A 26,804-nucleotide genomic window follows, 5' to 3' on the forward strand; every position below is an offset into this window, starting at 1 on the left:
CAATTTGCCCCCGACGCTTTAGGCCAAGCGATCAGCATATTCGCATCCGCGACGACGGATGCGCGGGAGCATGGAATGTCGATTGATCTGATCCGGTTTTTGATTTTTGTCGCGGTGCTGGTCGGGCTGGTAATCGTCGCCTTGTCGGTCCCGGCCTTTCGCCCCTATCTGCGGAAGAACCCGATGGTGACGTTCCTGCTCGGCATCTCGAGCGGCTTTCCGCTGACTCTGTTGATCGCAACGATGACCTTCTGGCTGGCGAAAGTCGGTATCGATACCGCGACGATCGGTTTTGCGGTCGCGCTCGGCATTCCCTACACGATCAAATTCCTGTGGGCGCCGCTCGTCGACAAATTGCCGATCCCTTTTTTGACCAGAACATTCGGGCAAAGGCGCGGGTGGCTGTTCTTCATTCAGGCGCTGCTGTTCGTCGCGATCTGGCAATTGGGGGCGAGCAATCCGCAACCCGGCGACATCGGCCAGTTCGCCATCTGGGCGCTGATCACCGCCTTTCTGTCGGCGACGCAGGACATCGTTATCGATGCCTATCGCATCGAAATCCTCGAGGACGACGAGTTCGCCCATGGCATCGCGACCAATCAGTTCGGCTATCGCACCGGCAATCTGATCGCGGGCGCCGGGACGATCTATTTTGCGTCGACCGAGGGGCTCGGGCTGGGCTGGGCGACTGCGTATGCGCTAACGGGGTTCTGCATCGTTCCTGCTATTATCGGCGCGCTGTGGGCGGGGCCAGGTAAGTTCGTCGATCGTTTCGCGCAGGCGTCGGGCATGAAGGCGGGGCAATGGCTGACCGAGGCGGTAGTCAATCCATTCCGCGAGTTTTTGAGCCGCCACGGCGCCTTCCTGATCCTCGGCTTCGTGCTGGTGTACAAGGTCGGCGATGCGATGGGGCAGGCGATGCTGGGGCCGATGATCGTCGATCTGGGCTTTGCCGACCTCGATTATATTTCGGCCAACAAGCTGTGGGGCTTTGGCGCGCTGATCGTCGGATCGGCGCTCGGCGCGCCATTCTTGCTGTGGCTGGGGATGGGCCGCGCGCTCGTGATCTCCGGCTTTATGATGATGTTCTCGAACGTCATGTTCATGATCCTGGCCGCCACCGGCGACAATTACTGGATGATGGTCGCGGCGATCGTGACCGAAAATGTGACGAGCGGCATCGGGCTTACGGTGTTCGCGACCTATTTGTCGGGGCTGTCGAACATCGCCTACACCGCCACACAATTTGCGCTGCTGTCGTCGTTCGCCGGGGTCGGGCGGACGTTCATGGCGGGACCGGCGGGCATCGTCGCCGAAAATTTTGGCTGGGTTATTTTCTGGGGCTTCACGGTGGCGGCGGCGATCCCGGGGATGCTGCTGCTGTGGCTCCTGTGGAGCAAGGGCTATGTCGTTGAAGGCGTCCGGCAGGCCGAGGTCGTCGATGACCAGCGGTTGCGGCAGCCCGTCGGGGCGATCCGCATCACCGGTTTCATTCTGATCGTCGCGGGGCTGGTCGGGGTGTTGTTGGCGCAGCAGTTGGAGCTTGCGGGCTATGTGATGGCGTCGTCGCTGGTTGCGGTCGTGGTGGGCAGCGTCATGGCGTGGACCGGCAAGCCTGCGCAGGCAGTTTAGTCGGGCAGCTCGTCGTTGCGGCGCAGGACATCACCGGCGAGGTAAAGCGAACCGCAGATGAGGACGTCTGCGGCGGGGCGGTGCGCAGCGATGAACGCGAGCGCCGCCGCCACATCATCGCACGGTTGCGTGTCGGCGATGCCCAGCTCGCTTTGGACCCAATGGCACAGATTTTTGGGATCGTGATCATCATGGCCCGGGATCGGCACCGCCTGAAACGACGCGATTTTGTCGGCGAAGGGACATAGGAAACCCATGGCATCCTTGTTGCCCAACAGCCCGCAGACAATGTGCAGTTGCGGCTGGTCGGCTAGCGCCATTGCGAGCGCCGCACCCGCATCGGGATTATGGCCGCCGTCGAGCCAGATGTCCGTGCCGTCGGGCAGCAACTTAGTGAGCGGCCCGTCGCCCAATCGCTGCATCCTGCCCGGCCAGAAAGCTGTGGCGATACCCTTGCCGATGTCATCGCCGCTCGGTTGCGGCTCTGCGGTGCTGCGCAGCATGGCAATCGCGAGACCGGCATTGCGCATCTGATGCGCGCCCGCCATGCGCGAACGAAGGGTCGGCGCAATCGAACCGCGGTTCGATTGCCAGCGGAAGCCGTTGGTCTCGGGGACGACAGCCCATCCATCGCCTTCTGAAAATAGCGTGCCATCGACTGCGGCGGCGCGGTCGCGGACCAGCTTCATCACATGATCGGGATAAGCAAGCGTGGCCAGCGCCGCACCCGGCTTGAAGATCCCGGTCTTCTCCCAGGCGATGCGTTCGATCGCCTCGGCTGGCACGCCTTCTTCGGGGGCCAGCAGGAACGCTTCATGATCGATGCCGAGCGAGGCGATGCCGCAGACCGCCGGGGCGGGGATGATGTTGGTGGCGTCAAGGCGGCCGCCCAGACCAACCTCGATAATGCAATCGTCGGCGGGGATGCGCGCAAAGGCAAGGAAAGCGGCGGCGGTGGTTACTTCGAAGAAGCTGGCTTGCAGGTCGGCGGCGACGTCGAGCACTTCGTGGAGCAACGCCGCGAGCAGCGCGTCATCGATCAGCGTTCCGGCAAGGCGGATACGCTCGTTGAAGCGGACGAGATGCGGGCTGGTGTAACTGTGGACGCGGCGCCCCTGCGCTTCGAGGATCGAGCGCAGATAGGCGCAGGTCGAGCCTTTGCCGTTGGTGCCAGCGACGTGAAAGATGCGCGGGAGGTCATTGTGCGGGTTGCCGAGGCGGGCGCAAAGTTCGGCGATGCGCTCAAGGCCGAGGATGTCGCGGCCCGGCGACAACGCGGCGAGGCGGTCGAGCTGGGTCTGGACTGCGGGGTCGGAGGAGTGGGCGTGGTCGGGCATTGTTAGAGCCTTGATCCTGAAATTGCCGTCAGACCTTCCTCGTCTTCGTCATGCCGGACTTGATCCGGCATCCATTCACTGCGCCGGTGGCAGGGGCCCCGGATCAAGTCCGGGGTGACGAGGGAAGAGACAGATTGTCGGTGACCCTAAGCCGCCTTTTCCGGCGCCAGATAGCCAATCAGTCGTCCCAGCGTTTCGGGCAATTCCTTGCGATGCACCACCATGTCGATCATCCCGTGATCGAGCAGATATTCGGCGCGCTGAAACCCTTCGGGCAGTTTTTCGCGGATCGTATTCTCGATCACGCGCTGGCCGGCGAAACCGATCAGCGCCTTGGGTTCGCTGATCTGGACATCGCCGAGCATTGCGTAGCTGGCGGTGACGCCGCCGGTCGTCGGATCGGTGAGCAGCACGATATAGGGCAGGCCGGCGCGGCGCAGGCGCGCGAGCGCCACCGTGGCGCGCGGCATCTGCATCAGCGATAGCGTGCCTTCCTGCATCCGCGCCCCGCCCGCGGCGGTAATCGCGATATAGGGGCAGCGCCGTTTGATCGCCTGTTCGACGCCCGCAACAAAGGCTTCGCCGACTGCGACGCCCATCGACCCGCCCATGAAGGCGAAATCCTGGACGCCGATCACTGCGGGTTGGCCCGCGATGCGGCCAAAGGCGTTCTGATAGGCGTCGCGATCGCCGGTCGCCACGCGCGCAGCCTTGATCCGGTCGACATATTTTTTGGTGTCGCGGAATTTCAGCGGATCTTCGGGGGCGGCGGGGGCGGGCAGGAGTTCGTGCGAACCGCCGTCGAACAATTGTGCAAAACGTTCGGTCGCCCCGATGCGGTCATGATGGTCACAGCGCGGGCAGACGTTGAGATTGTCCTCCCATTCCTTGACGAACACCATCTGCTGGCACTGGCGGCATTTGTGCCACAGATTGTCGGCGGTATCGCGCTTGGCGGCGAAAGGCAGGGCGTTGCGGACGCGGTCGAGCCAGCTCATGCGGCGATCTCCTTTGCGCCATGGATAGCAGCGGCCAGGCTGCGGGTGAAGGTTTCGATATGGCGCGGCGCGCCGGCGCCGTGCTGCGCGACGAGTTCGACCAGCGCCGAACCGACGACCACGCCATCGGCCACCCGGGCGATCTGCGCCGCCTGATCGGGGGTGCGAACACCGAAACCGACCGCGATCGGCAGGTCGGTCTGGGTGCGGAGGCGCGCGACGGCGTCTTCGATGCTTGCCTGCGCCGCCTGTTGCAGCCCGGTGATGCCGGCGACGCTGACGTAATAGAGGAAACCGCCCGCGCCATCGAGCACCGCGGGCAGGCGCGCCGCGTCGGTCGTCGGGGTGGCGAGGCGGATCTGGTCGACTCCGGCGGCGCGGAGCGCAGGGCCAAGGCTGTCGTCTTCCTCAAACGGAATATCGACGCAGATGACGCCGTCGACGCCCGCATCCTTGCAGACGGCCGCGAACCAGTCGGCGCCGCGCACCGTCATCGGATTGGCATAGCCCATCAGGACGAGCGCAATGTCGGGATGTCGGGCGCGAAAAGCCGCAGCGATCGCGAGGATGTCGGCGGTGGTCGTTCCCGCCGCAAAGCTGCGCAGGTTCGCCGCCTGGATCGCCGGGCCGTCGGCCATCGGATCGGTGAACGGCATCCCGAGTTCGATCACATCAGCGCCCCCGGCGACGAGCGCGTCGAGAATGGCGGCGGTGTCGCCGTCACCGGCGGTGACGAAGGTGACGAGCGCCGGATGGGATTTGGCGAAGGCGGCGGCAAAGCGGCTCATATCTGCGTCCCCAACGCTTCGGCGACCGTGAAGATGTCCTTGTCGCCGCGGCCGCACAAATTGGCGACGATGATCGCGTCGCGGTCCATTTCCAGCGCCACCTTGGCGACCGCCGCAATCGCGTGCGCGGGTTCAAGCGCCGGGATGATGCCTTCGGTCCGGCAGAGCAGCTGGAAGGCGTCGAGCGCTTCTTTGTCGGTCGCGCTGGTGTAATCGACGCGGCCGACGTCGCGCAGCCACGCATGTTCGGGGCCGATACCGGGATAATCGAGCCCGGCGCTGATCGAATGCGCTTCGTCGATCTGCCCGTCCTCGTCCTGCAGCAGATAGGTGCGATTGCCGTGGAGGATGCCGGGGGCGCCGCCCGCGAGGCTGGCGGCATGTTCCTTGTCGAGCCCGTGCCCGGCGGCTTCGACGCCGAGCATCTGGACCGAGGGATCGTCGAGGAAGGGGTGGAACAGGCCGATCGCGTTCGACCCGCCGCCGATCGCGGCAACGAGCAGGTCGGGCAGGCGACCGGTGCGTTCGAGCAATTGCGCGCGTGCTTCCTTGCCGATCACGCTCTGAAAATCGCGGACGAGTTCGGGATAGGGGTGCGGGCCGGCGGCAGTGCCGATGATGTAAAACGTATCATGGACGTTGGCGACCCAGTCGCGCAGCGCCTCGTTCATCGCGTCCTTCAGCGTCCGGGCGCCGCTTTCGACCCCGATCACCTCGGCGCCGAGCAGCTTCATGCGGAACACGTTCGGCTGCTGCCGCTCCATGTCGCGCGCGCCCATATAGATGACGCAGGGCAGGCCAAAGCGGGCGCAGACGGTCGCGGTGGCGACACCATGCTGGCCCGCGCCTGTCTCGGCGATGATCCGCGTCTTGCCCATGCGGCGCGCGAGCAGAATCTGGCCGATGCAATTGTTGATCTTGTGCGCGCCGGTGTGGTTGAGTTCGTCGCGCTTGAACCAGATTTGCGCGCCCTTGCCCGCGGGCGCGTCCTTGCGCAGTTCCTCGGTCAGCCGCTCGGCATAATAAAGCGGGCTGGGGCGGCCGACATAATGGGTGAGCAGATCGTCGAATTCGGCGGCGAAAGCCGGGTCGTTTTGCGCCGCGCGATATTCGCGTTCGAGGTCGAGGACGAGCGGCATCAGCGTCTCGGCGACGAAACGGCCGCCAAAGATACCGAAATGGCCGCGCTCGTCGGGCTGGCTGCGATAGCTGTTGGGCTGGGTGCTCATGATCGCGCCGCTTTAAGGAAAGCCGCCATCTTGTCCACATCCTTCACACCCGGGGCGCTTTCGACCCCCGACGACACATCGACCAGCGGCGCGCCGGTGGCGGCGATCGCTTCGGCGACGTTGGCGGGGGTCAGGCCGCCCGCGACGCCCCAGTCCATTGTATGGCGATGGTTTTTGAGCAGCGACCAGTCAAAGCGCGTGCCGGTGCCGCCCGGCATCGCGGCCGCCGGGGCGTCGAACAGGATGCGGTCGGCGATACCATGATATTTCTGGACCCGCTCCAGCGTGCCGGCGTCTTTCAGGCCGACGGCTTTCCATACTTGCGTTGGCACCAGCCGTTTCACGACGGCGAGCCATTCGGGGGTTTCGTTGCCGTGGAACTGGATGATGTCGGGCCGCACCGCAGCCAGCGCGTCGGCGGTCAGTTGCTGCGAGGCGTTGACCAGCAGCAGCGCGACCTGGACGTGGCGCCCGGCGCGCTTGCGCAATTCGGCGGCGGTTTTCAGGGCGACGTGGCGCGAGCTCGGCTCATAGTGAACCAGACCGATGTGCGTCGCCCCCAGCTCGATGGCCGCATCGACGGTTTCGGGAGTGGACAGGCCGCAGATTTTGACGAGGAGGGACATATTTGAACTCGGTTGGCGTCATTGCGAGCGAAGCGAAGCAATCTCCAGCCATCGGGCTGGCGCATGATCGATGGCTGGAGATTGCTTCGTCGCTCCGCTCCTCGCAATGACCGATACGGGCGGATGTGTTGGGTCTTACAGCGTCGCTTCGATTTCGCGCGCGGCAAGGTCGGGGTCGGGCGACTGGCTGATCGGGCGGCCGACCACCAGGATCGATGCGCCATCGGCCATCGCCTGGGCCGGGGTAACGACACGTTTCTGGTCGCCCGCGCTGCCGTTCGACGGACGCACCCCGGGGACGACAAAAAAGCCGCCCGGCCACGCCTTGCGCGCTGCCTTCACCTCCTGACCCGAGCAGACGATGCCGTCGAGCCCGGCCTGGCGCGCGAGCGCGGCGAGGCGGACGACCTGATCGTGCGGGGTGCCGCCGACGCCGATGTCGTCGAGGTCGGGGGCGTCGAGACTGGTCAGCACGGTCACCGCGACGACTTTGGTGTTCAGACCCGCCACCGCCTTGGCTTCCTCCAGCATCGCGCGGCCGCCCGCGGCGTGCACGGTCAAAATGGCCGGTTCGAGCGGGCGGAGCGCCTGAATCGCCTTGGCAACCGTGTTGGGAATGTCGTGGAGCTTCAGGTCGAGAAAGATCGGCAGCCCCAGCTTGGCCATTTCATGGACGCCGTGGTGGCCGTTGGCGCAGAAGAATTCGAGGCCGAGCTTTAGCCCGCCGACATGATGCCGCACCTTTTGCGCCAGCGTGACCGCGGCGTCGAGGTGCGGATGATCGATGGCGAGATAAAGCGGCGAGCTCATGGGATATCCAGTGGCAAGGTGGGTGACGCGGTACCGGGCGTGGGGGCAGGGGTGGTCGCCGGTGCAGGCTCCACGGGACGATTGGCCAGCGCCCGCATGTCGGCCAGCTGGCGTTCGCTCGTATCGAGGCGGCGTTTCAGCGACCAGCGGGTGGTGCGCAGCGCAAACCATGTGGGCAGAAAACCGACAAGGAATGAAATCAAGATCACAGCGGGGAGCTTGGTGCTCCAAATGAGAACATTGGCAGGCTCAGTCGCCGGCCAAATCTTTACATCAACGGGATCCCAATTCATCGCCGCAAATGCGACAAGAATTGCCGTCAGCAAGACCCAGATAATCGTCCGCAGGATACCCACTATCGCTTGCTCCTCATTCGGTCCGGTCGGTGGACCCTATGCCAGATTGGCGCGGCTTTCCAGTCCAGCCTATGCCGCGCCGAAGACACGGTCAAAGATCGTGTCGACATGCTTCATATGATAGCCAAGGTCGAAAAGTTCCGTCAGCTGTTCGGCCGACAGGCGCGCTATGACATCGGCATCGGCTTTCAGCAGTTCGAGCAGCGACAATTGGCCGTCGCTTTCCCACACCTGCATCGCGTTGCGCTGGACAAGGGTGTAGCTGTCCTCGCGGCTCGCCCCGGCCTGGGTCAGCGCCAGCAGGACGCGCTGCGAATGAACAAGGCCGCCCATGCGGTCGAGATTTTTCTGCATCCGTTCGGGATAGATCAGCAGCTTGTCGATCACTCCGGTCAGCCGCCCCAGCGCGAAGTCGAGGGTGATCGTGGCATCAGGACCGATGAAGCGTTCGACCGACGAATGGCTGATGTCGCGTTCGTGCCACAGCGCGACATTTTCGAGCGCCGGGACAACGGCGCTGCGCACCATGCGCGCGAGGCCGGTCAGGTTTTCGGTCAGGATCGGGTTGCGCTTGTGCGGCATCGCCGAGCTGCCCTTTTGCCCCGGCGAGAAATATTCCTCGGCCTCCAGCACTTCGGTGCGCTGCAAGTGGCGGACTTCGGTCGCCAAGCGCTCGATCGAACCAGCGACGACGCCCAGCGTGGCAAAGAACATCGCATGGCGGTCGCGCGGGATAACCTGCGTCGACACCGGTTCGATCGACAGGCCGAGCTTCGCGGCGACATGCGCCTCGACCCGCGGGTCGATGTTGGCGAAGGTGCCGACCGCGCCCGAGATTGCGCAGGTGGCGACTTCGGCGCGGGCGGCGATCAGGCGCGCCTTGCAGCGATCAAATTCGGCATAGGCCTGCGCCAGCTTGAGTCCGAACGTCACCGGTTCGGCATGGATGCCATGGCTGCGCCCGATCGTCGGGGTGAGCTTATGCTCAAAGGCGCGGCGCTTGATCGCGGCGAGCAGCGCGTCGAGGTCGGCGATCAATATGTCGGCCGCCTGGGCCAACTGGACCGCCAGACAGGTATCGAGGACGTCCGAGCTGGTCATGCCCTGATGCATGAAGCGCGCTTCCTCGCCGACATTTTCCGACACCCAGGTCAGAAAGGCGATGACGTCATGCTTGGTGACCGCCTCGATCGCGTCGATCGCCGCGACGTCGATGACGGGCTTGGTCGCCCACCAGTCCCACAGGGCTTTCGCGGCGGACTTTGGAACAGTTCCCAGTTCGGCGAGGGCATCGGTGGCGTGCGCCTCGATCTCGAACCAGATGCGAAACCGATTCTCGGCCGACCAGATCGCGGTCATTTCCGGCCTGGCGTAACGCGGAACCATTGAATTTCCTTCCTTTTAGGGCGCTCCATCGCGGAATCCCTGCGGATCCGCGCCGGGCCGCCCCGTAGCAGGGACGGGGCGTTTCGCCAAATGTCGCGGTGCGGCAACCATGGCCGAACATGGCGGTTGCTTTGATACCCCATCAATAAGGCGACGGGTCGCAAGCCCGCGATAAGTCGCCACGAAAGGAGAATTTTCATGTTGAAACAGATGCTTTTGATCGGTGCCGCCGCCGTGAGTTTCCCGGTGCTGGCGCAGACGACCGCCCCCGCCGCCGACTCGGCGGCGCCGACGACGGCCGCTGAACCGGCTCCGGTGCCTGAATCGACCATGCCGACGGACCCGGCAACGACGCCGGCGTCGGCCCCGGACGCTTCGGCGCCGCCGGCAGCGACCGAACCCGCCCCGGCTGCGGGAACGGCGGCAACCCCGACCCAGATCGCGCAGATCGTCGAAAAGGAATTTCCGACCTATGACGCCGATGCCAATGGCGATCTGAACAATATGGAATTCGCCGCGTGGATGAAGAAGCTGCGCGCCGCGACCGAGCCCGGCGTCGACCCCGAGTCGGCCGAGGTGAAGGCGTGGATCGACCAGGCGTTTGCCGCCGCCGATGGCGACAAGTCGGGCGCGGTCAACAAGACCGAACTGACCGGATTTCTTTCGCGCGGCGCCTAAACGGCTTCCCGCGGGGTGGTGCAGCCGTCGGAGCGATCCGGCGGCTGCATCCGTTTACGCGCTATAACAGTCCCATCGCCCGAAAGCTGCGATACTCCGACCCGCCGACGACGATATGGTCGTGCAACGCAATCCCCAGCCGGCTCGCGGCATCGGCGATGTCGCGGGTGATCGCGATGTCCTGGCGGCTGGGTTCGGGGCTGCCGCTGGGGTGGTTGTGGACCAGAATGATCGCGGAGGCACCAAGCTCGAGCGCGCGTTTGACGATTTCGCGGACATAGATTGCCGACTGGTCGATCGATCCCTCGCTCGCCAGCTCGTCGCGGATCAGCATGTTGCGTGAATTGAGATAGAGGACGCGGACGCGCTCGACATCGATCGGTCCCATGTCGGCGCGCAGCCAGTCGAGCAGCGCGTCCCAGCTGGACAGCAAAGGCTTGTCGCGAAATTCGCCCTTGAGCAGCCGCAAGCTGGCGGCCTGAACGATTTTCAGCGCGGCAATCGCGGTATCGCCCAGCCCATCGACGCGGCGCAGCGATTCGGGGTCGGCGCTGACCAATTGGGCCAGCGAGCCGAATTCGCGCAGCAGGGCCTTGGCCAGCGGCTTGGTGTCGCGGCGCGGAATGGCGAGCGCGAGCAGATATTCGACCAGCTCATAATCCGCCATGCCATCGACGTCGCCGCCGAGCAGCCGCCCGCGCAGCCGGGCGCGGTGGCCCGCATGATCGGGGGCAGGGTTGGGGGAAGGGGCGGGCATGTCGGCATCGGCCATCGCCCCCGAATAACCGCCTTGTGAGCCGCACTCAACGGTCATAGGAAACACAGGATGGCAATCCGGACCAATTTGTTGCAGCGAAAAGGGATTTCCGGCGTTGCTCCCCATGAACACCGGCGGTTCGAGGGACGAATTGAAGCAATGGCGCGATCTGCCGCCCTCCAGTCCAGCATGATATTTGGCGTGATATTTGGCGCATCGCGGCCGCGCCATGGCTGACGGCGAGGCTGCGTCACGACCGAAGTGGCGGCACCGGACGCTATTGTTCAAGAAACGCTGGCTGACCGCGGGCGCCGTGATCGTCGTTGTCGCCGGCTTGTGGATCGCGCGCGAGCCGATCGCCGACCGCTTCATCACCGATCAGCTAGGCAGCCGCGGGGTCGCGGCGCGCTATCAGATCGACGCGATCGGCTTTCGCAGCGAACGGCTGTCGAATGTCGTGATCGGCGATCCTGCGAACCCTGACCTGACCGCGAAAAAGGTCGAGATACTGCTCGGCTATGGCTGGTCAGGCCCCTATGTCACCGAAATTCGCGCCGAGGGCGTTAGGCTCTATGGCCGCTTCATCGACGACCGTCTGTCGTTCGGGGCGCTCGACAAGTTTCGCGACCCGACCAGCACCGACCCGTTCGCCTTGCCCGATCTGGCGGTCGTGCTGCGCGATGCCCGGGCACGGGTTGAAACGCCGTGGGGCAATGTCGGCGCGGCGTTGAACGGCGGCGGCAATTTACGCCGCGACTTCACCGGCAAGCTCGCGCTCGTGGCGCCCAATGTGGCGGCCGCGGGATGCCGCGGGCGCAACATCAGCTTTTACGGCACGTTGCTCGTTCGCAATGTCCGCCCACAACTTGTCGGCCCCTTGCGCGGACGCAGCCTGTCGTGCGCCGATGGCGGCGTGACCGCAGCATCGCCGCAAATTGCGCTCGACGTATCGCTGTCCGAAGACCTGCAAAGCTGGAAGGGCGAGGCCGACGCCAGCATTGCGCAGTTGGTGGCGGGGCCGGTTCAGGCCGACCGGCTGGGCGTGCTGGCGCGTTTTGATGGCACCGCGACGGCGACAAAGCTCGACCTCGATGCCGATATGGCGCGGGTGCGCGGCGCCGATTTCGCCGCCGAGACGGTCAGCCTCGATGCCCAGGGCGTCGTCGGCCGGACAGCGCCGAAACTCGACGGCCGGATCCGCTTTGCCAGCGCCAGCGGCAGCGCGGCGCTGCGGCGGGCGGTGGTTGATAGTGTTGGCGGTCTGACCAACACACCGGTCGGACCGCTGGCGGCCAAGGCGAGCGCCGCGCTCAGCCGGATGTTGGCCGACGTCGGCGGCAGCGCCGATTTCGCGCTGGTCGGCGAAGGGCGCTCGGCGCGCATCGACCTGATCGCGCTGCAACTGGCGAGCGCGAGCGGCGCGCGTTTCACCGGCAGCGCCGACAGCCGCATCGGCTATCTGTACGGCGCCGCGCAGCCCGCGATATTGGCGTCGGGGCGCTGGGCTTTTCGCGGCGGCGACCTGCCGACAGGCTCGGTCAGCCTCGATCGCCGCGGTGACGGGTCGATCACCGGGCTGGCGCGCCTCGATCCCTATCAGGCCGGTGACGCCGCGCTGGCGCTGGCGCCGGTGCGTTTTTCGGGCGACCGCAACGGATTGCTGCGCTTTGCGACGCGCGCCGCCCTGTCGGGGCCGTTGGCGGGCGGGCGTGTGGAACGGCTCAGCGTCCCGCTCAATGGCTTCCTCGCCCCCACCGGTGCGCTGGCGCTGGACGGCGGGTGCAGCCGGGTGAGCGCAGCGCGCATCAGCGTGTCGGGATTCCAGATCGGCCAAAGCGCGATCGACCTGTGCAGCCGCGTCGGCGCGCCGTTGCTGAGCGCGGGGCCGGGCGGGCTCCGCGGCCAGATCCGCATCCCGGGCGTCAATCTACGCGGTACCAGCGGCCGTTCGCCGTTCGCGGTGACCAGCGGGCCGGCGAACATCGATCTGACCGCGATGCGCTGGTCGCTCGCGCTCGCCGATTTCCGGCTGGGGGAAGGCGAGAGCGTCACCCGCTTCGGCGCCGAGAGCGTGACCGGGCGCGCCACCGCGCAGGGCATGGCAGGCGAGCTCAGCGGTGCCAGCGGCAAGATCGGCGCGGTGCCGCTGACCATGAGCGAGATCGCCGGCGGATGGCGTTGGGCGGACGGCGCGCTGACCCTCGATGGCGGGTTGCTGCTCACCGACGCAGCGCCCGAGGCGCGCTTTGCGCCGCTGGTCAGTACCAATGCGACGCTGCGCTTCGCCGATGGGGTGATCGACGCCAAAGCGGCCTTCAACGAGCGAACGACCGGGACCAGGATCCTCGACACCGTCATCCGGCACCGGTTCGCCGACAGCAGCGGTTCGGCCGACCTGATGGTCCGCGAGCTGCGGTTTGACGAGCGGTTCCAGCCCGACCAGCTGACCAGCCTGGCGCTCGGCGTCGTCGCCAATGTGCAGGGGTCGGTCGTCGGCGACGGGCGCATCGAGTGGACCGCTGCGGGGGTGACGAGCCGCGGCACCTTTGCGACCGCCGATGCCAATCTGGCCGCCGCCTTTGGCCCGGTGACCGGGCTGACCACCACGCTGACCTTCGACGACCTGATCGGCCTGCACTCGGCGCCCGGCCAGATCGCCAGGATCAAGGAGATCAACCCCGGCATCCCGGTTCTCGACGGCGAAATCGAATATCAGCTGCTGGGCGACAACCGCGTGCGGGTCGAGGGCGGCAGCTGGCCCTTTGCCGGGGGACAATTGCTGCTCCACCCGACGACGCTCGATTTCGGCGCCGAACAGACGCGGCGGCTGTCGTTCGATATCGTCGGGATCGACGCCGCGGTGTTCCTGCAAAGTTTCGGGTTCGAGAATATCAACGCGACGGGCAAATTCGACGGCACATTGCCGGTCGAGTTCAGCGGGCTTGGCGGGCGGATCGTCGGTGGCCGCATCGATTCGCGCGCCGGTGGCGGCACGCTCGCCTATGTCGGCGAATTGTCGAACCGCAATCTGGGCGTGATCGCGAATTTTGCCTTTGGCGCGCTACGCAGCCTGAAATATGATGATCTGACGATCATTTTGAACGGGGATCTGGACGGCGAAATGGTGACCGACATCCGCTTTGGCGGCGTGGGGCAGGGCGAGGGCGCGTCGCGCAATTTCCTGACCAACCAGATCGCCAAGATCCCGCTGGTCTTTAACGTCAAGATCAAGGCGCCGTTCCGCCAGCTCTTGACCTCGGCGAAGGGGTTCTACGACCCGACGCTGCTGATCGAACAGAATCTCCCCGCGCTGATCCGCGCCCAAGAAGAAGCCGAAGCCGCGGCCAAAGGTCCATCCGCCCCTGTTCAGCCTCCAGAAAGCGAGCCCATGCGATGACGATACTCAAGACTGGAGCAAGGAGGCGGACCATGGTCGGTCGCGGTCTGGTGGTCTTGATCGGCGCGATAGCCCTGACCGGCTGCGTGCAGATCGAAACCCCCGACAAGCCGATCGAAATCAACCTGAACATCAACATTCGTCAGGAAGTGGTGTACAGGCTGGATGGCGACGCCAAAAAGCTCATCGAGCAGAATAGCGAGATATTCTGATGACAGGGAATGATATGATGCGTGTGAAGATGTGGAAACCGACCGGATTGGCTCTTGCCGCGATTGCGGTGACGGCTGCCGTTGCGTTCGCGGTGCCGTCGGCGATGGCGCAGCGCGACCCCGCCTATGCGGCGGCGCGCGCCGCGGGCCAGATCGGCGAGCAGCCCGACGGCTATCTGGGCTTTGCCACGACCCCGACCCCGGCGATCCGCGCGCTGGTCCAGGATCTGAACATCAAGCGCAAGGCCGCCTATACCGAACGCGCGCAGGCGACGGGCAGCACGGTCGAGCAATTCGCCTTTACCAGTGGCTGCAACCTGATCGCCAACACCAGGCCGGGCGAGAAATATCAGGCGCCCGATGGCCGCTGGCTGACCCGCGACGACAGCCCGCCGGTCCGCAATTCCAGCTGTCCGTAACCCGAACGATCGTTCAAGGGCGCCCGCGGGCGCCACATGCCGCCGCGCCCCTAAACGCGGCGGCATTTTTGTGCGTCGCCGCAATTGTGTGCTGTTGCGCTTGCGCGCGGGCATTGACTTAATCGGACGGCATTCCTAAACGGACCGCGCCTTAGGGGTCCCCCGAATTTTCGGGCCTTTTTTCGCAGGCGGAATCGGGGCTTTCCGGTTCTGTTTCAGGAGGATGGCGGGAAATGACGGGGAACGGCAGCGATCCGGAACCAACTTCAGAGGATTCGCGCCTGGTCTCGCTTGAAAAGCGATTGGACCGGGCCGAAACCGCAGAAGCGAAACGGACCGCGGTGAACGCCGGACCGGAATCCGATGCCAATTACCGGCTCGGCAACCGCGTTCTGGCCGAACTGTTGGGCGGATTGATCGGCGGTGCCTTGTTCGGCTGGCTGATCGACCGGTTCGCGGGAACGTCGCCCTGGGGTTTGTTGGTGATGTTGTTCATGGGCATAATCGTGGCCTTCCGGAACATCATTCGGCTGTCCAAGACGCCGCGCAAATAGCGGGGCGCACAAGATATTTTCAGCGAGACGGCGAACCAGCCGCCTCGCCAGACGCGTGGAGTGAAGAGTGGCGGCGGAATCCGGCAAGATCGACCCGATGCACCAGTTCGAGGTGACCCCGCTCGGCGGCGGTTTCAACCTCGGCGGGCACGACATCCTGTTCACCAACAGCGCGCTGTGGATGGTGATCGCGGCGATTGCGCTCGGCCTGTTCATGTGGGGCGGGATGCGCCGTCAGCTCGTGCCCGGCCGCTGGCAGGCCGCGGTCGAAGGCTTCACCGGCTTTATCTCGAACATGATGATGGCGAATATCGGCAGCGAAGGCCGCAAATATACGCCCTATGTCTTCTCGCTGTTCATGTTCATCCTGTTCTGCAACCTGCTTGGCATGTTGCCGTTGGGCGTGCTGGGGCTCCACCCCTTCACCGTCACCAGCCACATCGCGATCACCGGCGTATTGGCGCTGATCAGCTTTGCGATCGTCCTGATCGTCGGTTTCTGGCGCCACGGCCTGCACTTCTTCTCGCTGTTCGTGCCGCACGGTACGCCGCTGCCGATGATCCCGATCATCGCGCCGATCGAGTTCGTGTCGTTCATGGTCCGCCCGTTCAGCCTCGGCCTGCGTCTGTTTGTCGCGATGACCGCGGGTCACGTGCTGCTGAAAGTGCTGTCGGGCTTTGTCATCAACGGTTTCAACGCCGAAACGCTCTGGCTCGGTTCGATCGTGTCGGTGCTCAGCTTCATCCTGATGATCGGGATCAGCGCGCTCGAGCTGCTGGTTGCCGGCATCCAGGCCTATGTTTTCGCCCTGTTGACCTCGCTGTATATCAACGACGCGGTCAACCTTCACTAAGTTACGTTTACTTTCAAACGATTACACCAAGGAGTATTTATAATGGACGCAGAAGCAGCAAAGCTGATCGGTGCCGGTCTGGCCGCTATCGGTGCCGGCATGGCCGCCATCGGCGTGGGTAATGTGTTCGGCAGCTTCCTCGAAAGCGCGCTGCGCAACCCGGCAGCCGCCGACGGCCAGCAGGGCCGCCTGTTCATCGGCTTCGCCGCTGCCGAACTTCTCGGCCTGCTGGCGTTCGTCGTTGCGATGATCCTGCTCTTCGTCGTCTAATTCGGCGATGATATGCGAGGCCGGTCCCGGCGGGATCGGCTTCGTGGCAGGTTTTTCAGTAAGTTAAGGTTCGCCTTTCATGCCTCAAATAGCCCAGCTCACCGCTGACAATTGGTATCTTGCCTCGCAGCTGTTCTGGCTGCTGGTCGTTTTCGCCGGGATTTACCTGGTGATCGGCCGCGGCATGTTGCCAAAGATCGAAGCGACCGTCGACGCCCGCGACCGCAAGGTGGCCGACGATCTGGCGGCGGCCAAGGCAGCGCATGCTGCCGCCGATGGACTTGAGGAAAGCTATCGCCAGCAGAGCGACGCGAGCCGCGTCGCCGCGCAAAAAGCGGTTGCCGAAGCCAAGGACAAGGCCGCCAAGGACGCCGAAAAGCGTCTAGCCAAGGTCGATGCCGAACTGGGCGACAAGCTGGCAGCGGCGGAAGCCGATGTCGCGGCGGCGCGCAAGTCGGCGATGGCCGAAATCGAATCGGTCGCGGCCGAAGCGGCGGGCGATCTGGTCGCCAAGCTGTCGGGCGTGAAAATCGGTGCGGCAGACGCCAAGGCGGCGGTAAAGGCGGTGCTCCATGGCTAATTTCGGTCTCATCCTGTCCGAAGCAGCAGGCGAAGCGCACGCCGCGCCGACCGCGTTCGGCATGGACGCGACGGTGTGGGTGTCGATCGCGATGCTCGTGTTCCTTGGTATCCTCGTCTGGAAAGGCGTGCCCGGCGCGATTGCCGCGATGCTCGACAAGCGGATCGCCGAGATCTCGAAGCAGCTGAACGAAGCCGAACAGCTACGGCTCGACGCCGAATCGCTGAAGGCGGAATATGAGGCAAAGCTCGCCGCCGCGGCGAAGGAAGCCGACGACATGCGCGCCCGCGCCGAAGCCGAAGCCGAAACGCTGGTCGCCAAGGCGAAAGCCGACGCGACCGCACTGATCGGCCGCCGCAAGCAGATGGCCGAAGACCGCATCGCCGCCGCCGAAGCGACCGCGCTGAGCGAAGTCCGCGCGGCGACCGCGAAGGCTGCGACGGCGGCCGCTGCGGCGCTGATTGCTGAAAGGCACGACGCCGCGGCCGACAAGGCGCTGGTCGATCAGGCGATTGCGGGCGTCGCCAAAGGCTGACGCGCTCCGCCATCGCTGAAACACAAAGCGCCCGCGGATTTCCGCGGGCGTTTTGCTGTGGGGTAATGGCGATGTCTGTTAACGACCGATAGCGGTCTTAAGCAATCCTCCCCATCGACGTGCGATGGGGAGGGGGACCGCCGCGAAGCGGTGGTGGAGGGGCAGCAACGTCGCAGCCCCTCCGTCAGCCCTACGGGCTGCCCCCTCCCCATCGCAAGTCGATGGGGAGGATATGCAATGTCCACTTCCCACCCCAAAGCCGCCATCCGCCGCTAAAAAAGCGCTGTCCTACATTGTTCCGCTATGCCAGCCTTCATCCCAGCTCTTTCAATTTACAGGCAAAAGTGGTCACCGCCCGGATTCCGGATGCGATCAAAAACCCACCCCATCTGTCCGCCGAGCGCGACAAATGCGGCGCTGCACTAGGCTGAACTTTCCTGAACTTTGGTATGCTGGCCTGGTGCACGCGCCAACCGGATCGCGGCCCCGGCCCGCGATAACCGAAGACGAAAATGTCCGCTCCTCATCCCAAAGCCGACATTCGGTGCGCCAGCCGCGCCATTTCTTCAAACGCCACTGCGCTTCAAAATTTGATCATGATCCGCCGGGCCAGTGCCGGTGAGAGGCTGTGGACGAACTGCAGCATCTTGACCATGCCGGCATTGACCTCGCTTTTGCCGGTGCGGATGCCGTGGACGATTTCGGCGGCGCAGTCGTGTGCGCTCATCTTCTTGCCCGCGCGGCCCGCGGTCATGTTGGTTTCGACGACGGGCGGCAGTGCTTCGATCACCCGGACATTGCTGTCCTTGAGGAGATAGCGGATCGCCTGCGTATAGCTGCGCAGCCCCGCCTTGGTCGCGCAATAGATCGACCCGCCGGCGCGCGGCGCGATGGCGAGGCCCGATGTGACATTGACGATCGCTGCCTCGGGCTGGGCGCGCAGCGTCGGCAGCAGGCGGGTGCAAAGCGCGATCGGTGCATCGAGGTTGGTGCGGATGCACAGCGCCGCGCTGTCCAGCGTCGCGGCGTCATCCGGTTCGTAGCTGCTGCCAACCCCCGCATTGTTGACCAGCACCGCCAGCGGCCTGCCCGCGACGCCATGCACGACGGCATCGATCCCCGCCGCGGTCGACAAATCGCCCGCGATGGTCCCAAAGCCCAGCGCCGCCATCGCCTGCAATTTATCGGCCGAGCGCCCGGTGACGATCACCTCCGCGCCCGCCGCCTGCAATTGCAGCGCGATCTCGCGCCCGATCCCGTCGCTGCCGCCGGTGACCAGCGCCAATTTCCCTCTGACGTCCATGCGACCCCTCCCATGTTGTTTTGCTTCGCACACTATGGCGGGTCGCATCACCATCGCCTACATGCAAAATCATGGCTCGCCCGAACGCTCCCGACCGATTCAATGAAGAGAAGGCCACCTACGTTATCCGCGGCAGCGGCGAGGCCGATGACAAGCCCGATCTGGAGCGCGGCGCCGAAGCGATCCGCAGCGTCGTGCGCAAATTGCCGACCCGCCCCGGCGTCTATCGGATGCTCGATGCGCGCGGCGATGTGCTGTACGTCGGCAAGGCGCGCGCGCTGAAGAACCGGGTGACCAATTACACCCAGGTCGCGCGGCTGCCGCAGCGGTTGCAGCGCATGGTGTCGCAAACGCGCGCGATGGAGATTGTCACGACGACGAGCGAGGCCGAGGCGCTGTTGCTCGAAGCGCAACTGATCAAACGCTATCGGCCGCCGTATAATGTGCTGCTGCGCGACGACAAAAGTTTCCCCTTCATCCTGCTGCGGATGGATCATGATTTCCCGCGGGTGCAGAAACATCGCGGCGCGCGGCGCGCCAAGGGGCGTTATTACGGGCCGTTCGCGAGCGCCGGGTCGGTCACCAAGACGCTGAATGCGTTGCAAAAAACTTTCCTGCTGCGTAGCTGCACCGACAGCTTCTTTGCCAACCGATCGCGACCGTGCCTGCTGTACCAGATCAAGCGATGCAGCGCGCCGTGCGTCGGGCGGATCGGCACCGAGGAATATGCCGGGCTGGTTAGCGACGCGCAGGACTTTCTCGAGGGCCGCTCGACCGCCGTGCAGAAGCGTCTCGGCGATGCGATGACCAGGTCGGCGGAAGCGATGGATTTCGAGCAGGCGGCGGTGCTGCGCGACCGGCTGAAATCGCTGACCTTCATTCAGGGCAGCCAGTCGGTGCACGCCGATGGGCTGGGCGACGCCGATGTGTTCGCGCTGGCGGCCAAGGGTGGCCAATTGTGCGTCGCGGGCTTTTTCATCCGCGGCGGCCAGAATTGGGGGCATCGCAGCTTTTTTCCGGCGCATGTCTCGGGCGTCCCCGAAGAGGAAGTGATGGCGAGCTTCCTGATGCAATTTTACGAAGGCGTGCCGCCGCCCAGGACGATCCTCGTCGATCGCGAACCCGCCGAAATGGAGCTGCTCGCCGAGGCGCTGGGCGAAGTCGCCGAGCGCAAGGTCGAGATCAGCGTGCCGCAACGCGGCAACCGCCGCCGTTTGCTCGAACAGGCGGTGCGCAATGCGGGCGAAGAGCTCGACCGACGGCTCGCCGAGAGCAGCTCGCAAGCCAAGCTGGGCCGCGAGCTCGCCGAGCTATTCGATCTGGAGAACCCGCCGCAGCGGATCGAGATTTACGACAACAGCCATATCCAGGGCACCAATGCGCTCGGCGCGATGGTGGTCGCGGGGCCGGAGGGCTGGATCAAGGGCGCGTACCGCAAGTTCAACATCAAGCGCGCCGAGACGATGCCGGGCGACGATTTCGCGATGATGCGCGAGGTGTTCCAGCGCCGCTTTGCGCGCGCGATCGAGGAAGACCCCGAGCGCACCAAGGGCGAATGGCCCGACCTCGTGCTGATCGACGGCGGCAAGGGGCAGGTGTCGGCGGTCGCGGGGGTGTTCGCCGAGCTGGGGATCGACGATCTGCCCTTCGTCGGGGTCGCCAAGGGGCCCGATCGCAACGCCGGGCGAGAGACATTTTACTGGCCCGACGGGCGCGAATTCACGCTGCCGCCGAACAATGCGGCGCTTTTCTATATCCAGCGGCTGCGCGACGAGGCGCACCGCTTTGCGATCGGCGCGCACCGCGCCAAGCGGTCAAAGGCGATGGGGGCGTCGCCGCTCGACGAAGTGCCGGGGATCGGCCCGTCCCGCAAAAAGGCGCTGCTGATGCATTTCGGCACCGCACGCGCGGTGCGGGGGGCGAGCCTGGAGGATTTGCAAAAGGCACCGGGGGTAAGCGCGGCGGTGGCGCAGGCGGTGCATGATTTCTATCATGCGGGGCGTGGATAGACTGCATTCGTCATCCCCGCGAAGGCCGGGATCTCGCCGATGCATCGGGGGCGCAAGGTTGAGATCCCGGCCTCCATCGGGATGACGATTTGAGAGGAAAGCATATGGATTTTGCTGCAATGATGCCCCTGGCCGCGACGCTCGGTGTGACAATCCACGAAGGCGGTAAGGAGCGCGTCGCGGGTAAGCTGCCCGTGCGCCCGGACATCTGCACCGCTGGCGGGATCGTCCATGGCGGCGCGATCATGGCCTTTGCCGACTGCCTGGGCGCGGTCGGGGCGTTTCTGACGTTGCCCGAAGGGGCGAGCGGGACGACGACGATCGAGAGCAAGACCAATTTCCTCGGCGCCGGGCCGGTCGGATCGGTGCTGGTCGGCGAAGCAACCCCGGTCAAGATCGGCAAGCGCGTGTCGGTGTGGCAGACGCGCATCGTTACCGAAGACGGCGCCGATGTCGCGCTGGTGACGCAGACGCAGCTGGTGCTTTGGCCAGCCTGACCGCCCCGGCGATCGTCTGTGCGGTGCGTGCGCACGGCGAGCATGGGGCAATCCTGCGCGCGCTGACCGAGGAGGCGGGGCTGGTCGCGGGTTATGTGCGCGGCGGGCGATCGACGCGGCTGCGCCCGATCTTGATCGCGGGAAATCTGATCGCGCTCGAATTGCGTGCGCGCACCGAGGAGCAATTGGCGAGCGCCACCGCCGAGCTGCTGGCGAGCCGCGCGCCGCTGCTCGCCGAACCGCTGGCGGCGGCGGCGATCGACTGGGTGACCAGCGTCACCGCGACGATCCTGCCCGAAAGCCAGCCCTATCCGGCGCTCTATTCGGCGCTGTCGGGATTGCTCGATGCCATCGGCGTCGCGTCGTCGGCGCGGCAATGGGCGGGTGCGCTGGCCCGGTACGAGCAATTGCTGCTTGCCGAACTGGGGTTCGGAATGAACCTCGACGAATGCGTCGTGACAGGCTCGACCCAAGACCTGGGGTTTGTCAGCCCGAAATCGGGGGGGGCAGTGAGCGCGGCCGCCGCGGCAGGCTATGAAGCGCGGCTGATGCGCCTGCCGCCGTTCCTGCATGGTGCGGATGCGAACCCGTCCTTGCCCGATGTGATCGACGGACTGGTGATCACCGGCCACTTCCTCGATCGCGACCTGCTCGACGGGCGCAACCGCGACTTGCTGTCCGTAAGGGAAAGATTGATCGATCGGCTGGGCAGGGCGGTTGCGTGACGCGCCGCCGCTGTCTAAGCGGCGGGCGAGATACGAAAGGGCGACGAGTTGAAAATCCTGCTGCTGGCTGGTGACGGTATCGGTCCGGAGATCATGGTTGAGGCCGAAAAGGTGCTGGCCGCGCTCGCCCTTCCGGTGACGCTCGACCGCGCGCTGGTTGGCGGCGCGGCCTATGCGGCCACGGGCCATCCGCTGCCGCCCGAGACGCTGGCGAAGGCAAAAGCCGCCGATGCAATCCTGTTCGGCGCCGTCGGCGATCCGCGCTTCGACAATGTCGAGCGCCATTTGCGCCCCGAACAGGCGATATTGGGGCTGCGCGCCGAACTTGGCCTGTTTGCCAATCTCCGCCCCGCCAAAATGTTCGCCGGGCTGGAAGACAGCTCGGCGCTGCGCCCCGAAGTCGCGTCGGCGATCGACCTGCTGATCGTGCGCGAACTCAACGGCGATGTCTATTTCGGCGAGAAGGGGACGCGCACGACCGCCGATGGGCAGCGCGAAGGCTATGACATCATGGCGTATAGCGAGAACGAGGTGCGCCGCATCGCGCATGTCGCGTTCCGTGCCGCGCAGGGGCGGCGCGGGCGGCTGTGCTCGGTCGACAAGGCGAATGTGCTGGAAACGTCGCAGCTGTGGCGCGACGTGGTGATCGAGGTCGCGGCCGACTATCCCGACGTGGCGCTCAGCCATATGTATGTCGACAATGCCGCGATGCAGCTCGTCCGCAACCCCGGCCAGTTCGACGTCGTCGTCACCGGCAATCTGTTCGGCGACATATTGTCCGATCAGGCGTCGATGTGCGTCGGGTCGATCGGTTTGCTGGCTTCGGCCTCGCTCAGCGAAGGCACGCAGGGGCTCTACGAGCCGATCCACGGTAGCGCGCCCGATATTGCCGGGCAGGGCGTCGCCAACCCGCTCGCGATGATCCTGTCGCTGGCGATGCTGCTGCGCCATTCGGGCGGCGACGAAGCGAGCGCGGCGCGGATTGAGGGCGCGGTGGCAAAGGTGCTGAGCGACGGGTGTCGCGGCGCCGATCTGGGCGGCACCATGGGAACCACGGCGTTGGGTGACGCAGTCGTTTCGGCTTTGAACGGATAGATGCAATGAAAAAGACGACGGGTTTCGATCGCAACACCACCCGCCACTGGCACCCTGCAACGCAGGCGGTGCGCGGCGGCACCTGGCGCAGCGAACATGGCGAGACGTCGGAGGCGTTGTTCCTGACGTCGGGCTATACCTATGACGACGCCGAGACAGTCGCGGCGCGCTTTGCGGGTGAAGCGCAGGGCATGACCTATTCGCGGCTCCAGAACCCGACGGTGGCGATGCTCGAAGAGCGCATCGCGCTGATGGAGGGTGCCGAGGCGTGCCGGACGCAGGCGACCGGGATGGCGGCAATGACCACCGCGCTGCTGTGCCAGCTGTCGGCGGGCGATCATATCGTAGCGGCAAAGGCAGCGTTTGGATCGTGCCGCTGGCTGGTTGACCATCTGTGCCCGCGGTTCGGGATCGAAACGACGGTAATCGATGGGCGCGACAATGATGCCTGGGAGCGCGCGATCCAGCCGAGCACGAAAGTGTTCTTCTTTGAAACCCCGGCCAATCCGACAATGGACATCGTCGACATGAAGCATGTCTGCGCCGTCGCCCGGGCGCATGGCATCACGTCGGTCGTCGACAATGCGTTCGCGACCGCGGTGCTGCAGCGGCCGATGGATTATGGCGCCGACGTCGTTGCCTATTCGGCGACCAAGCTGATGGAAGGGCAGGGGCGCGTCCTCGCCGGCGCGGTCTGCGGGACCGAGAAATTCATCAACGACGTGCTGTTGCCGTTCCAGCGCAACACCGGGCCGAACCTGTCGCCGTTCAACGCATGGGTGGTGCTGAAAGGCCTCGAAACGCTTGATCTACGGGCGCGGCGGCAGTCGGAAAACGCGCTGGCAGTCGGCAAGTTCGTCGAAAAGCGCGTGCCAAAGATGCTGCATCCCGGCCTCGCCAGTCATCCGCAGCATAATCTGGCGATGAGCCAGATGGAGGCGTGCGGGCCGATCTTCTCGTTCATTCTCGAAGACCGGAAACAGGCGATGGCGCTGCTGAACGCGCTCGAACTCGTCGATATTTCAAACAATATTGGCGATTCACGCAGCCTGTGCTGTCATCCCGCCTCGACGACGCATTACGGCGTCAGCGCCGAAGCGCGCGCCGATATGGGGGTGGTCGAGGGCATGTTACGGATCAACATCGGGCTGGAGGATCCGCGCGACCTGATCGCCGATCTGGACCAGGCATTGACCAGGGTCGGGCTTTGAGCGACCTTGGCCGCGTGATGATCGACTCCTTCTTCCCCTTCGCGGCGACCACCGGACCCGTCACCGTGCGCGTGTCGGTCAGCTATCTGCCCGAACAGTCGCACCCGGCGCTCGGGCGCTGGTTTTGGGCCTATCATGTCCGGATCGAGAATCACGGGGACGTCGCGGTCCAGTTGATCAGCCGTCACTGGCGGATCAGCGATGGGCGCGGCCAGATCAGCGAAGTCGAGGGTGAGGGCGTCGTCGGCGAACAGCCGCTGATCGCACCCGGCGGCGCTTACGATTATGTCTCGGGATGCCCGCTCCCGACCCCCGAAGGGTCGATGGTCGGGAGTTACACGATGGAAGTCGGCGATGGGTCGCAGATGCTGATCGCTATCCCACATTTCCCGCTCGTGGCACCTGCGACCGCGGCATGAAGCGCACCCATCTGCCGCTGAACGCCTTGCGCGTGTTCGACGCCGCGGCCCGGCACCTCAGCTTCACGCGTGCTGCCGACGAGCTGGCGGTGACCCCCGCCGCGGTCGGGCAACAGATCCGCGCGCTCGAAGACATGCTGGGCGTGGTGTTGTTCCGCCGGACGCCGAAGGGGCTGGAGCTGACGGGCGAGGCCGATGCGGGACTGGACGCGCTGCGGCAGGGCTTCCTGCAATTCGAAGAATCGGTGCGCGCGATGCAGGCGGGGCAATCGTCGCAGTCGCTGACGATCGCCGCGCCGCGCGACCTCACCGCCAAATGGCTCGCGCCGCGGCTGGCGCGCTACAGCCAGCAGGCGCCCGACGTGAGATTCACGTTGGTGTCGGCCGATGGCGGCATCGACTTTACCGAGGCCAATCTGGATCTCGCGATTTTCTGGTCCGACGGTGTCGGTGACCATGAAGGCGTGGCGCTTTCTGAGCCGCTGATGGTGACCGTCGCCGGTCCGGGCAGCGCCAGCGATACGCGGATTGCCTGGCCGGGCTGCCCGGTCGCCGACGGCGAACCCGCGCTGCGGCTGGGCGATGCGGGGCTCGCGATCGACGCCGCGGCCAACGGGCTGGGCCATGCAAATGTCCCCGCGATGCTGGCCGAGGCCGACATTGCGGCGGGGCGGGTGCGGCAGATCGGCGAATTTGTTGCGGTGAAGCGCGGTTACTGGCTGGTCGCCCCAACCCCGCAATGGCGGCAGGCAAAGGTCAAGGCGCTGGTCGCCGCGTTGACGGCGTAAACATCGCGGCGCAGGCGGCTATTTCGCCGCCAGCGCCAGCAATCGCGTGACCAGCCCGACGAACGTTTCGGTCGCGACCGGCGCCGTGGGATTGTTCCAGCTCGCGGTGACGACGAACCATTTGCCGTCGGACTTGCGCTGACCGAGCAGGCTCATCGAAATCACGCCAAGTTCGGACCCACCCTTGTAGCCGAGCCACGTCCAATCCTTGGTTGCGCCCGGGTTCACGCCGGGATTGATCGCCATTGCCGACATCGCGGTGGGCGAATTGCGGTTGCGCAGGTCGATCATCAACCGCGCGACATCGTTGGGGCTGGCGAACCATTCGAGACTGTCGATAAAGCGCGGGCCGCCCGCAAAGCTCACGCCGTCAACATTGGCGAGCGTCAGGCGGTTCTGGTTCGCCTCGATCAGCTTGCGCTGCGCCGCGTCGTCGCCCGCGATAAAGGCAGCGCGCTCGCTTTCAAAGTTGTTTCCTTTAAGGGTAAAGGCCTCGACCGTGGTCAGAAAGGGGATGTTGCGCGACGGCGCGCTATGTCCTGCGGCGCGCATCCGCGCTTCAATCGGCTCGCGCCCGAGTAGATGAATCAGTGTGTCGGTCGCGCTGTTGTCGCTGACCGAAATCATCCAGTTGGCCAGGCTTTGCAGCGTTACCGGGGTGTTCTTCGGCCAGTTCGCGGTGCCCATCGACGAAAAACTGAGGTGCGACAACGGCACAACGTCGGACCAGTGCCGTTTTCCAGCCGCCACTTGTGCCGCCAGTTCGTCGAGGACGTAAAGTTTGAATGTCGAACCGACGGCAAACTGCCGGTCGACGTTTGCTGCGGCGAGGGGACGGACTGTGTTTCCGTCCAGTTCGGCGACGAGGAAACCGCTCGATCCTGGCAGCGTAGCGATTTCAGCAGCGACCTTGTCGAAACTGTCATCGGCCATCTCGAAGCCGGTCAGGCGCAGGCCGATCACGCGGGCGTCGGCATCCGTACCGACGTCAAGCAGCACCGCCGCAACGCCCTTTTCAAAGCGTAGCGACAGCGACCCCGAGCGGTCATTAGTCGAAACCGCCTTTTCGACCGCAACCGGCTTGCCATATCGCATGATCAGGCTGGCGGTCATCGCCCTGAACTCCGTTTCTGGCAGCGCGGCTTGGAATGTGGGGGTGAAATAGTCGGCAAAGGCGATCTTGCCGTCCAGCATGGCAACCAGCTCCGCCGCGCGCTGCTCGAACGCCGTCGTCGTCGGGGCCGCCGTTTCGGGCGACTGCGACGCGGCGGCGAGCGTCGGCAGCGACAGGACGATGAAAAGCGCGGCTAGGGCGGTTTTACGGATCATCGAAACCCTTT

28 protein-coding genes are annotated in these 26,804 nt (G+C 65.1%); 17 read left to right on the forward strand and 11 right to left on the reverse strand.

Annotation, left to right across the window (positions count from 1 at the left end; translation table 11 throughout):
• Positions 1-75: 75 nt before the first annotated feature.
• Complete coding sequence (locus tag FFS68_RS02475; protein WP_137751712.1) at positions 76-1,632, forward strand: MFS transporter; 1,557 nt, start codon at positions 76-78, stop codon at positions 1,630-1,632.
• On the opposite strand, the gene FFS68_RS02480 is transcribed toward FFS68_RS02475, so the two are convergent.
• The 8 genes from FFS68_RS02480 to purB all read right to left on the reverse strand — a co-directional run bounded on the left by FFS68_RS02480 (position 1,629) and on the right by purB (position 9,162).
• Positions 1,629-2,969: a folylpolyglutamate synthase/dihydrofolate synthase family protein gene (locus FFS68_RS02480; RefSeq protein WP_137751713.1), complete on the reverse strand. Its 1,341-nt coding sequence runs from the start codon at positions 2,967-2,969 to the stop codon at positions 1,629-1,631. The genes FFS68_RS02475 and FFS68_RS02480 overlap by 4 nt on opposite strands.
• Before the next feature lie 146 nt (positions 2,970-3,115).
• A complete protein-coding gene (accD, locus tag FFS68_RS02485) occupies positions 3,116-3,967 on the reverse strand; it encodes an acetyl-CoA carboxylase, carboxyltransferase subunit beta (protein ID WP_137751714.1) in 852 nt (283 codons plus the stop codon).
• Complete coding sequence (gene trpA, locus FFS68_RS02490) at positions 3,964-4,755, reverse strand: tryptophan synthase subunit alpha (protein ID WP_137751715.1); 792 nt, start codon at positions 4,753-4,755, stop codon at positions 3,964-3,966. The genes accD and trpA overlap by 4 nt, the downstream gene beginning before the upstream one ends.
• A complete protein-coding gene (trpB, locus tag FFS68_RS02495) occupies positions 4,752-5,984 on the reverse strand; it encodes a tryptophan synthase subunit beta (protein ID WP_171003715.1) in 1,233 nt (410 codons plus the stop codon). The genes trpA and trpB overlap by 4 nt, the downstream gene beginning before the upstream one ends.
• Complete coding sequence (locus FFS68_RS02500) at positions 5,981-6,610, reverse strand: phosphoribosylanthranilate isomerase (RefSeq protein WP_137751717.1); 630 nt, start codon at positions 6,608-6,610, stop codon at positions 5,981-5,983. The genes trpB and FFS68_RS02500 overlap by 4 nt, the downstream gene beginning before the upstream one ends.
• A gap of 135 nt (positions 6,611-6,745) precedes the next feature.
• The gene (gene pyrF / locus FFS68_RS02505; protein WP_137751718.1) at positions 6,746-7,420 is read right to left on the reverse strand and encodes an orotidine-5'-phosphate decarboxylase; all 675 of its coding nucleotides are present in this window, start codon (positions 7,418-7,420) and stop codon (positions 6,746-6,748) included.
• Complete coding sequence (locus FFS68_RS02510) at positions 7,417-7,776, reverse strand: LapA family protein (protein ID WP_171003716.1); 360 nt, start codon at positions 7,774-7,776, stop codon at positions 7,417-7,419. Before FFS68_RS02510 ends, pyrF begins: the two co-directional genes overlap by 4 nt.
• A 69-nt stretch (positions 7,777-7,845) precedes the next feature.
• On the reverse strand, positions 7,846-9,162 hold the full coding sequence (purB, locus tag FFS68_RS02515) for an adenylosuccinate lyase (RefSeq protein WP_137751719.1): 1,317 nt from the start codon (positions 9,160-9,162) through the stop codon (positions 7,846-7,848).
• Between the two features lie 198 nt (positions 9,163-9,360).
• Between purB and FFS68_RS02520 the strand changes: the two genes are divergently transcribed.
• On the forward strand, positions 9,361-9,840 hold the full coding sequence (locus tag FFS68_RS02520; RefSeq protein WP_137751720.1) for a calcium-binding protein: 480 nt from the start codon (positions 9,361-9,363) through the stop codon (positions 9,838-9,840).
• Positions 9,841-9,901: 61 nt separating this feature from the next.
• On the opposite strand, the gene radC is transcribed toward FFS68_RS02520, so the two are convergent.
• Positions 9,902-10,612 (reverse strand): DNA repair protein RadC, encoded by a 711-nt coding sequence (gene radC, locus FFS68_RS02525; RefSeq protein WP_249339985.1) that lies wholly within the window; start codon positions 10,610-10,612, stop codon positions 9,902-9,904.
• A gap of 214 nt (positions 10,613-10,826) precedes the next feature.
• Here radC and FFS68_RS02530 point away from each other — a divergent pair, with 214 nt between their 5' ends.
• The 8 genes from FFS68_RS02530 (at position 10,827) to FFS68_RS02565 (ending at position 17,417) form a co-directional block, all read left to right on the forward strand.
• Positions 10,827-13,994 carry a YdbH domain-containing protein gene (locus tag FFS68_RS02530; protein WP_137751721.1) on the forward strand — a complete coding sequence of 1,056 codons (3,168 nt, stop codon included), beginning with the start codon at positions 10,827-10,829 and terminating at the stop codon, positions 13,992-13,994.
• Between the two features lie 32 nt (positions 13,995-14,026).
• Complete coding sequence (locus FFS68_RS02535; protein WP_137751722.1) at positions 14,027-14,206, forward strand: YnbE family lipoprotein; 180 nt, start codon at positions 14,027-14,029, stop codon at positions 14,204-14,206.
• Between the two features lie 14 nt (positions 14,207-14,220).
• Complete coding sequence (locus FFS68_RS02540) at positions 14,221-14,625, forward strand: YdbL family protein (protein ID WP_137751775.1); 405 nt, start codon at positions 14,221-14,223, stop codon at positions 14,623-14,625.
• Positions 14,626-14,858: 233 nt separating this feature from the next.
• A complete protein-coding gene (locus FFS68_RS02545) occupies positions 14,859-15,179 on the forward strand; it encodes an AtpZ/AtpI family protein (RefSeq protein WP_137751723.1) in 321 nt (106 codons plus the stop codon).
• Between the two features lie 67 nt (positions 15,180-15,246).
• Entirely contained in the window at positions 15,247-16,032 is a 786-nt protein-coding gene (locus FFS68_RS02550; protein ID WP_137751724.1) for a F0F1 ATP synthase subunit A, read from the forward strand.
• 42 nt (positions 16,033-16,074) lie between these two features.
• On the forward strand, positions 16,075-16,302 hold the full coding sequence (locus FFS68_RS02555; RefSeq protein ID WP_003044110.1) for a F0F1 ATP synthase subunit C: 228 nt from the start codon (positions 16,075-16,077) through the stop codon (positions 16,300-16,302).
• 79 nt (positions 16,303-16,381) lie between these two features.
• Entirely contained in the window at positions 16,382-16,882 is a 501-nt protein-coding gene (locus FFS68_RS02560) for an ATPase (RefSeq protein ID WP_137751725.1), read from the forward strand.
• Positions 16,875-17,417: a F0F1 ATP synthase subunit B gene (locus tag FFS68_RS02565; RefSeq protein ID WP_137751726.1), complete on the forward strand. Its 543-nt coding sequence runs from the start codon at positions 16,875-16,877 to the stop codon at positions 17,415-17,417. The genes FFS68_RS02560 and FFS68_RS02565 overlap by 8 nt, the downstream gene beginning before the upstream one ends.
• Positions 17,418-18,000: 583 nt before the next feature.
• On the opposite strand, the gene FFS68_RS02570 is transcribed toward FFS68_RS02565, so the two are convergent.
• Entirely contained in the window at positions 18,001-18,720 is a 720-nt protein-coding gene (locus FFS68_RS02570; RefSeq protein ID WP_137751727.1) for an SDR family NAD(P)-dependent oxidoreductase, read from the reverse strand.
• A 71-nt stretch (positions 18,721-18,791) separates the two neighbouring features.
• Between FFS68_RS02570 and uvrC the strand changes: the two genes are divergently transcribed.
• From uvrC to FFS68_RS02605, 7 genes are all read left to right on the forward strand, one after another.
• On the forward strand, positions 18,792-20,729 hold the full coding sequence (gene uvrC / locus FFS68_RS02575) for an excinuclease ABC subunit UvrC (RefSeq protein WP_137751728.1): 1,938 nt from the start codon (positions 18,792-18,794) through the stop codon (positions 20,727-20,729).
• A gap of 104 nt (positions 20,730-20,833) precedes the next feature.
• Entirely contained in the window at positions 20,834-21,226 is a 393-nt protein-coding gene (locus FFS68_RS02580) for a PaaI family thioesterase (RefSeq protein ID WP_137751729.1), read from the forward strand.
• Positions 21,214-21,951 (forward strand): DNA repair protein RecO, encoded by a 738-nt coding sequence (recO, locus tag FFS68_RS02585; protein WP_137751730.1) that lies wholly within the window; start codon positions 21,214-21,216, stop codon positions 21,949-21,951. The genes FFS68_RS02580 and recO overlap by 13 nt, the downstream gene beginning before the upstream one ends.
• Positions 21,952-21,999: 48 nt before the next feature.
• Positions 22,000-23,046 (forward strand): 3-isopropylmalate dehydrogenase, encoded by a 1,047-nt coding sequence (gene leuB / locus FFS68_RS02590; RefSeq protein ID WP_137751731.1) that lies wholly within the window; start codon positions 22,000-22,002, stop codon positions 23,044-23,046.
• 5 nt (positions 23,047-23,051) lie between these two features.
• Positions 23,052-24,257: an aminotransferase class I/II-fold pyridoxal phosphate-dependent enzyme gene (locus tag FFS68_RS02595; protein WP_137751732.1), complete on the forward strand. Its 1,206-nt coding sequence runs from the start codon at positions 23,052-23,054 to the stop codon at positions 24,255-24,257.
• A 17-nt stretch (positions 24,258-24,274) separates the two neighbouring features.
• A complete protein-coding gene (gene apaG, locus FFS68_RS02600; RefSeq protein ID WP_137751776.1) occupies positions 24,275-24,676 on the forward strand; it encodes a Co2+/Mg2+ efflux protein ApaG in 402 nt (133 codons plus the stop codon).
• Positions 24,673-25,464 (forward strand): LysR family transcriptional regulator, encoded by a 792-nt coding sequence (locus tag FFS68_RS02605; RefSeq protein WP_137751733.1) that lies wholly within the window; start codon positions 24,673-24,675, stop codon positions 25,462-25,464. The genes apaG and FFS68_RS02605 overlap by 4 nt, the downstream gene beginning before the upstream one ends.
• Before the next feature lie 18 nt (positions 25,465-25,482).
• Here the strand turns inward: FFS68_RS02605 and FFS68_RS02610 are convergent, their stop codons facing one another.
• Positions 25,483-26,793, reverse strand: coding sequence for a serine hydrolase (locus FFS68_RS02610; RefSeq protein WP_137751734.1), 1,311 nt, complete (start codon positions 26,791-26,793; stop codon positions 25,483-25,485).
• Between the last annotated feature and the right edge of the window lie 11 nt (positions 26,794-26,804).

Origin of the sequence: Sphingopyxis sp. L1A2A, from assembly GCF_005502465.1 — a bacterium.
Taxonomy (GTDB): Bacteria; Pseudomonadota; Alphaproteobacteria; order Sphingomonadales; family Sphingomonadaceae; genus Sphingopyxis.

Excerpts from the sequence above, each read along its gene's own strand:
- FFS68_RS02565 (WP_137751726.1), top strand. The coding sequence starts at position 16,875 with ATGGCTAATTTCGGTCTCATCCTGTCCGAAGCAGCAGGCGAAGCGCAC.
- FFS68_RS02500 (WP_137751717.1), bottom strand. The coding sequence starts at position 6,610 with ATGTCCCTCCTCGTCAAAATCTGCGGCCTGTCCACTCCCGAAACCGTC.
- pyrF (WP_137751718.1), bottom strand. The coding sequence starts at position 7,420 with ATGAGCTCGCCGCTTTATCTCGCCATCGATCATCCGCACCTCGACGCC.
- uvrC (WP_137751728.1), top strand. The coding sequence starts at position 18,792 with ATGGCTCGCCCGAACGCTCCCGACCGATTCAATGAAGAGAAGGCCACC.
- accD (WP_137751714.1), bottom strand. The coding sequence starts at position 3,967 with ATGAGCTGGCTCGACCGCGTCCGCAACGCCCTGCCTTTCGCCGCCAAG.
- FFS68_RS02595 (WP_137751732.1), top strand. The coding sequence starts at position 23,052 with ATGAAAAAGACGACGGGTTTCGATCGCAACACCACCCGCCACTGGCAC.
- FFS68_RS02545 (WP_137751723.1), top strand. The coding sequence starts at position 14,859 with ATGACGGGGAACGGCAGCGATCCGGAACCAACTTCAGAGGATTCGCGC.
- radC (WP_249339985.1), bottom strand. The coding sequence starts at position 10,612 with ATGGCCGATGCCGACATGCCCGCCCCTTCCCCCAACCCTGCCCCCGAT.
- FFS68_RS02555 (WP_003044110.1), top strand. The coding sequence starts at position 16,075 with ATGGACGCAGAAGCAGCAAAGCTGATCGGTGCCGGTCTGGCCGCTATC.
- FFS68_RS02475 (WP_137751712.1), top strand. The coding sequence starts at position 76 with ATGTCGATTGATCTGATCCGGTTTTTGATTTTTGTCGCGGTGCTGGTC.
- FFS68_RS02560 (WP_137751725.1), top strand. The coding sequence starts at position 16,382 with ATGCCTCAAATAGCCCAGCTCACCGCTGACAATTGGTATCTTGCCTCG.
- apaG (WP_137751776.1), top strand. The coding sequence starts at position 24,275 with ATGATCGACTCCTTCTTCCCCTTCGCGGCGACCACCGGACCCGTCACC.
- trpB (WP_171003715.1), bottom strand. The coding sequence starts at position 5,984 with ATGAGCACCCAGCCCAACAGCTATCGCAGCCAGCCCGACGAGCGCGGC.
- purB (WP_137751719.1), bottom strand. The coding sequence starts at position 9,162 with ATGGTTCCGCGTTACGCCAGGCCGGAAATGACCGCGATCTGGTCGGCC.
- FFS68_RS02530 (WP_137751721.1), top strand. The coding sequence starts at position 10,827 with ATGGCTGACGGCGAGGCTGCGTCACGACCGAAGTGGCGGCACCGGACG.
- FFS68_RS02535 (WP_137751722.1), top strand. The coding sequence starts at position 14,027 with ATGGTCGGTCGCGGTCTGGTGGTCTTGATCGGCGCGATAGCCCTGACC.
- FFS68_RS02570 (WP_137751727.1), bottom strand. The coding sequence starts at position 18,720 with ATGGACGTCAGAGGGAAATTGGCGCTGGTCACCGGCGGCAGCGACGGG.
- FFS68_RS02540 (WP_137751775.1), top strand. The coding sequence starts at position 14,221 with ATGATGCGTGTGAAGATGTGGAAACCGACCGGATTGGCTCTTGCCGCG.
- FFS68_RS02520 (WP_137751720.1), top strand. The coding sequence starts at position 9,361 with ATGTTGAAACAGATGCTTTTGATCGGTGCCGCCGCCGTGAGTTTCCCG.
- FFS68_RS02580 (WP_137751729.1), top strand. The coding sequence starts at position 20,834 with ATGGATTTTGCTGCAATGATGCCCCTGGCCGCGACGCTCGGTGTGACA.
- FFS68_RS02605 (WP_137751733.1), top strand. The coding sequence starts at position 24,673 with ATGAAGCGCACCCATCTGCCGCTGAACGCCTTGCGCGTGTTCGACGCC.
- FFS68_RS02480 (WP_137751713.1), bottom strand. The coding sequence starts at position 2,969 with ATGCCCGACCACGCCCACTCCTCCGACCCCGCAGTCCAGACCCAGCTC.
- trpA (WP_137751715.1), bottom strand. The coding sequence starts at position 4,755 with ATGAGCCGCTTTGCCGCCGCCTTCGCCAAATCCCATCCGGCGCTCGTC.
- FFS68_RS02610 (WP_137751734.1), bottom strand. The coding sequence starts at position 26,793 with ATGATCCGTAAAACCGCCCTAGCCGCGCTTTTCATCGTCCTGTCGCTG.